Source organism: Calothrix sp. CBUCES-K 9914, assembly GCF_059640475.1.
On the sequence record NZ_JBXXZH010000429.1, the window covers coordinates 1 to 4770 of the forward strand.

Sequence of the window (4770 nt, forward strand, 5' to 3'; positions counted from 1 at the left end):
AATTAATTACAATACTCATTCTTCTGATTCTATGCTAGGCAAGAATTTCAGCCCAGATTTTGTGTAATTAATTGTGTCCAACTACTTATTAAGGGGGTTAGGGGGGATTGTATTTTAGTAAAATGTCTTAACCGAGTAGTATTGGGAGTTAAGAGAGTTATTATTTAGCGCCAACCTTATCAACCAGTTATTCAAAAATAATCATCCGTTACATCCGTTGCAAGTAAACCTTGACAAATAAAGGCACCTGAGAGATTATGAGAAAAATATGATAAAATAATGAAACAAAAATGAAATTAAATGAACAAGCTAACTCAACCTATGTGCATCGTCTTGAGTATGCTTATATGGCTACCACTGGAAGGGTGTACGTCATCTCAAAAACCTGCAAGTGATTCCATACAATCACAAACTGAATCACTATCGCGTCCAGCCGATGGTAGAAAGAAAGTGTTGACAACTTTTACAATACTGGCGGATATGGCACGGAATGTAGCTGGTGATAAGTTAATTGTAGAATCTATCACTAGACCAGGCGCCGAAATTCACGACTATGAACCAACACCTAGCGACATCAAACGCGCGCAGTCGGCAGATTTAGTACTGTTCAACGGGTTAGGATTAGAGCGGTGGTTTGAGAAATTTATGGGGGCAGTTAGAAATGTTACCTCTGCAAATCTCAGTGAAGGAGTTAAGCCAATTACAATAGCTAGTGGTGCTTATTCAAACAAACCTAACCCCCATGCTTGGATGTCTCCAAATGATGCAGCTATATATATAGATAATATTCGCAAAGCTTTTATAAAACTTGACCCTGGCAACGAGGCAACTTACAACGCCAATGCTAGGGCTTACACTCAAAAGTTACAGCAAGTTAGTGAAGAAGTAAAGACTAAATTGGCAACTTTACCTGTAAACCAAAGATATTTAGTAACTTGTGAGGGAGCATTTTCCTATATGGCACGTGACTATGGTTTACGGGAAGCGTATTTGTGGGCAGTTAATTCTGAGCAAGAGGGTACACCACAACAGATAGGTAAGGTTATTGATACTGTAAGGCAAAATAAAATTCCCGCAGTGTTTTGTGAAACAACGGTTAACGATAAAGCACAGAGACAAGTAGCGAGTGAAAGTAAATCTACTTTCGCTGGTGTGTTGTATGTGGACTCATTATCTGAAGTGGGCAAACCTGCTGATACATTTTTAAACCTTCAGAGGTACAATGCTGACACTTTAGTCAGAGGTTTACTAGGTCAATCTCAGTCAAAATAAAACCTATTAATTCTTATAATGAAACCTATGAGTATTTTAGTTGAAGACATCCATGTTGCTTATCATGAAAAAGTAGTTTTACATAATGCTACTTTTGAGCTAGAATCTGGAACCATTGCTGCATTAGTTGGTCCTAATGGAGGAGGTAAGTCTACTTTATTTAAAGCAGTAATGGGATTTTTGGCGCCACATCGTGGAAGAGTGATAATAAATGATTTACCAGTTCGCAAAGCCCAACAAAAACAAATGATAGCTTATGTGCCACAGTCTGAAGAAGTAGATTGGAATTTTCCTGTCAGTGTAGAAGATGTGGTGATGATGGGACGTTATGGGCATATGAACTGGTTACGAATACCGAAGAATAATGATTATAGAATAGTTCGTGATGCTCTGGAACGAGTTGGGATGTGGGACTTACGACGGCGCCAAATAGGGGAGCTTTCTGGTGGACAACGCAAACGGGTATTTGTAGCGCGCGCGTTAGCTATTCAAGGAACAGTAATGCTATTAGACGAACCGTTTACTGGAGTTGATGCGAATACAGAGAAAGCAATTATAGAAGTATTGATAACATTACGCGCGCAGGGTCACACCATTTTAATTTCTACCCATGACTTAGCATCAATTTCTACATTTTGTGACCAAGTAGTGTTAATAAATAGAACTGTACTTGATTATGGCGCCGTAGAAGACGTATTTACAGAAGACAACTTAGCTATGACCTTCGGAGGAGTTTTAAACCACCGTAACTTTCACAAAAATCCAAAATCCAAAATCTAAAATCTAATAATCTATATGATATCAATTTGGCAATGGTTAATTGCGCCCTTTCAATACGAATTTATGATTAGGGCAGTATGCGTTAGTGCTTTAGTAGGCGTAGTTTGTGCTGTTCTATCTTGCTACGTTACCCTTAAAGGTTGGTCACTGATGGGGGATGCTATATCCCATGCAGTAGTTCCAGGTGTCGTTCTATCTTACATGGCTGGTATACCGTTTGCAATTGGCGCCTTTATTTTTGGGTATGGGACAACAGTAACAATAGGTTTTGTCAAAGAAAAAACCCGTGTTAAAGAAGATGCTGTCATAGGTGTTATATTTACAGGCTTTTTTGCATTCGGTTTAGTATTAATTTCAAGGGCACGTAGTAATATAGACTTGTTTCATATCTTATTTGGAAACGTACTAGGAATTTCTAACGAAGATATAATTCAAACAATCATAGTCAGTATCATTACATTAGCTGCTGTATATATATTCCGTAAAGATTTATTGCTATTTTGCTTTGACCCGAACCATGCATGAACAATAGGCATAAATACGCAGTTTCTTTACTACATGTTCCTTTCATTAATGTCGCTTACAGTAGTTGCAGCATTACAAGCCGTTGGTATTATTTTAGTAGTTTCCATGTTAGTTACACCCGGCGCCATTGCGTATTTAATGAGCGACCGCTTCAATTATATGATTGGCGCCGCTGTTTCATCTAGCGTGTTTTCGTGCGTAGTTGGAACATATATAAGTTACTACTTAGATGGCGCCACAGGTGGTTGTATAGTTGTTTTATTAACAATTTTGTTTTTTGTAGCGATGTTATTCGCACCCAAACACGGTTTACTAGCTCAACACAAAAACACAAAAATCAGACACAATAAAATGACGTAAAATGCGTCACTGCACACAAAAATACCAAACGAAGCAACAATTTAATGCAGCACCATCTTGTCCATCTTGTCTTATACCAATTTAATATGAAGTCGCATATAATAGTATTGCAACCTGCATCTATCCAAAGTACCCATGAGCCGCCCATTTAAAATTGAGATAACAGAAAGTGAAGAAGAGTTGAAGAAACGGCTGCAAACAGCCAGACTCGCTGACCAAAAAGAAAAACTCCAAATGTTATGGTGGCTTAAAAACGGTCAAGTAAGCGAGCCTTCCTGACATCGGAAAACGCCTGGGTCGAGACACATCAACTATTACACGATGGTTACAGAAATATCGTTCCGGGGGAATAAATAGGTTATTAGAAATAAAAAAGGTGCCGGGTGCAGCCCCTAAAATGGCTGAAGAGGTAATGGCAGCATTAAGGCGCGAACTGGAAACAGGTTCCGGTTTTACTAGCTATGGCGCCATTGTTAAGTGGCTAGAACAAGAACATGGACTGAATATGGAGTATGGAACAGTTTATGCGTGCGATTCTATATCGTTTTGGAGCATTATCAAAGCTCCACGTCCCAAAAGCCATAAGCAAGACGAAGAAGTGGTACAAGACTTTAAAAAAAACTTGGTACGGTATTGTTAACGTTGGAAACCCTTTTAGCACAAGGTAGATGTATTCGTTATCTGTGCCAAGATGAGACAAGGCTTGGTATGAAGACACAGACAGGTAAAGTTATTACCGCTCCAGGGGTAAAACCGACCGTGCCTGTTGCATGGGGACGAGAAAATTTTTGGATATACGGTGAGCCACTTGCGGTGGACGGGTTCCCCGGCATAAGCAAAGTGGCGAACCCCTTCGGGGCGCCATTTGAACCAAATACAGGCGACCACTTCTTACATGAGTATCCAAAACTCAATGGTGACTATTTTCAAGAATTTTTAGATTGGCTATCCCATGAATTAGGCGAGGATTACGCAATTTTACAAATCGACCAGGCGCCTGCTCTCTTGCAAAGTTGGGCGGGACGGAAGCCGACACCGCCCACTTTGCGCTCATATTAGTTCTGCAATTCGTTGGCCTGAGAATATTATCCCTTTACTTCAACCATCACATTCTCCGGAACTTAACCCAATTGAAAGACTTTGGGAATTACTTAAAAAGCCACTTAAAAATAAGCTGTTTTCTTCCTTACAGGATTTACGTAATCGCATTCAAGAATTGTTCGACCAACTAACGTTGGAGCAAGTTATATCTGTTTCTTCTTATAACTTTATTTTAGAAGCTCTTTTCTATGCAGCTTCACATTAAATTGGTATAAAGTGTTTATAATCAGGCGCCTTTTTCGGTCAGACTGCCACAACTGGATATTTCCGTCTGCATCGGACTCATACCCAGACTTATTGTGCCAGTTGCGTAAGTCCTGATTACATCAAGAAGTTCTTTAACTTGTTGCTTTCCCCTTTTTAGTAAGGTGTTTGTATCTACACTTTCGACAAAGTTAATAGAATACTCTTTTTGTAATATATCTAAAAAACGAGGGTCTAAGTGAACAGGTTTATGTGTTGCCTGCTCAAAAACTTTCCTTGCTCTGTTGAGCTTCAATTGTGAGCTAATATTTACTGTTCTATAAATAGCGAATACTTTTTCAAGCTTATCGTAAGGCACGACAGTTTTAAGAGCCAATTTCACCTGAGATTTGAGATAAGACATGTAAAACTCTCCAGTATTTTATGAGTAACAATAGTAGACTCCTGAAGCACTAAGAGAGGCACCCGAAAATTTTATAGCTAAAGTCTTAAATATCTAGCCGTATAAAATGGGAATTTTGTTTGTAA

Annotated in this window: 7 protein-coding genes and 1 pseudogene; 7 read left to right on the forward strand and 1 reads right to left on the reverse strand. The window is 39.1% G+C overall.

What is annotated here, in order from left to right:
- The first annotated feature begins 300 nt into the window (after positions 1 to 300).
- From AC2JBO_RS43130 to AC2JBO_RS43160, 7 genes and pseudogenes are all read left to right on the forward strand, one after another.
- Positions 301 to 1272: a metal ABC transporter substrate-binding protein gene (locus tag AC2JBO_RS43130; RefSeq protein ID WP_496959765.1), complete on the forward strand. Its 972-nt coding sequence runs from the start codon at positions 301 to 303 to the stop codon at positions 1270 to 1272.
- A 27-nt stretch (positions 1273 to 1299) separates the two neighbouring features.
- Positions 1300 to 2052: a metal ABC transporter ATP-binding protein gene (locus AC2JBO_RS43135; RefSeq protein WP_496959766.1), complete on the forward strand. Its 753-nt coding sequence runs from the start codon at positions 1300 to 1302 to the stop codon at positions 2050 to 2052.
- A 63-nt stretch (positions 2053 to 2115) separates the two neighbouring features.
- Positions 2116 to 2937: pseudogene (locus AC2JBO_RS43140) on the forward strand (metal ABC transporter permease).
- 135 nt (positions 2938 to 3072) lie between these two features.
- A complete protein-coding gene (locus AC2JBO_RS43145; RefSeq protein ID WP_496959767.1) occupies positions 3073 to 3216 on the forward strand; it encodes a hypothetical protein in 144 nt (47 codons plus the stop codon).
- A gap of 13 nt (positions 3217 to 3229) precedes the next feature.
- Positions 3230 to 3577, forward strand: a complete 348-nt coding sequence (locus tag AC2JBO_RS43150; RefSeq protein WP_496959770.1) for a helix-turn-helix domain-containing protein — start codon at positions 3230 to 3232, stop codon at positions 3575 to 3577.
- A gap of 68 nt (positions 3578 to 3645) precedes the next feature.
- Positions 3646 to 3996, forward strand: a complete 351-nt coding sequence (locus tag AC2JBO_RS43155; protein WP_496959768.1) for a hypothetical protein — start codon at positions 3646 to 3648, stop codon at positions 3994 to 3996.
- Positions 3997 to 4024: 28 nt separating this feature from the next.
- On the forward strand, positions 4025 to 4243 hold the full coding sequence (locus tag AC2JBO_RS43160) for a transposase (RefSeq protein WP_496959771.1): 219 nt from the start codon (positions 4025 to 4027) through the stop codon (positions 4241 to 4243).
- Positions 4244 to 4264: 21 nt separating this feature from the next.
- On the opposite strand, the gene AC2JBO_RS43165 is transcribed toward AC2JBO_RS43160, so the two are convergent.
- Complete coding sequence (locus tag AC2JBO_RS43165; RefSeq protein ID WP_496959769.1) at positions 4265 to 4645, reverse strand: hypothetical protein; 381 nt, start codon at positions 4643 to 4645, stop codon at positions 4265 to 4267.
- Positions 4646 to 4770: the final 125 nt, after the last annotated feature.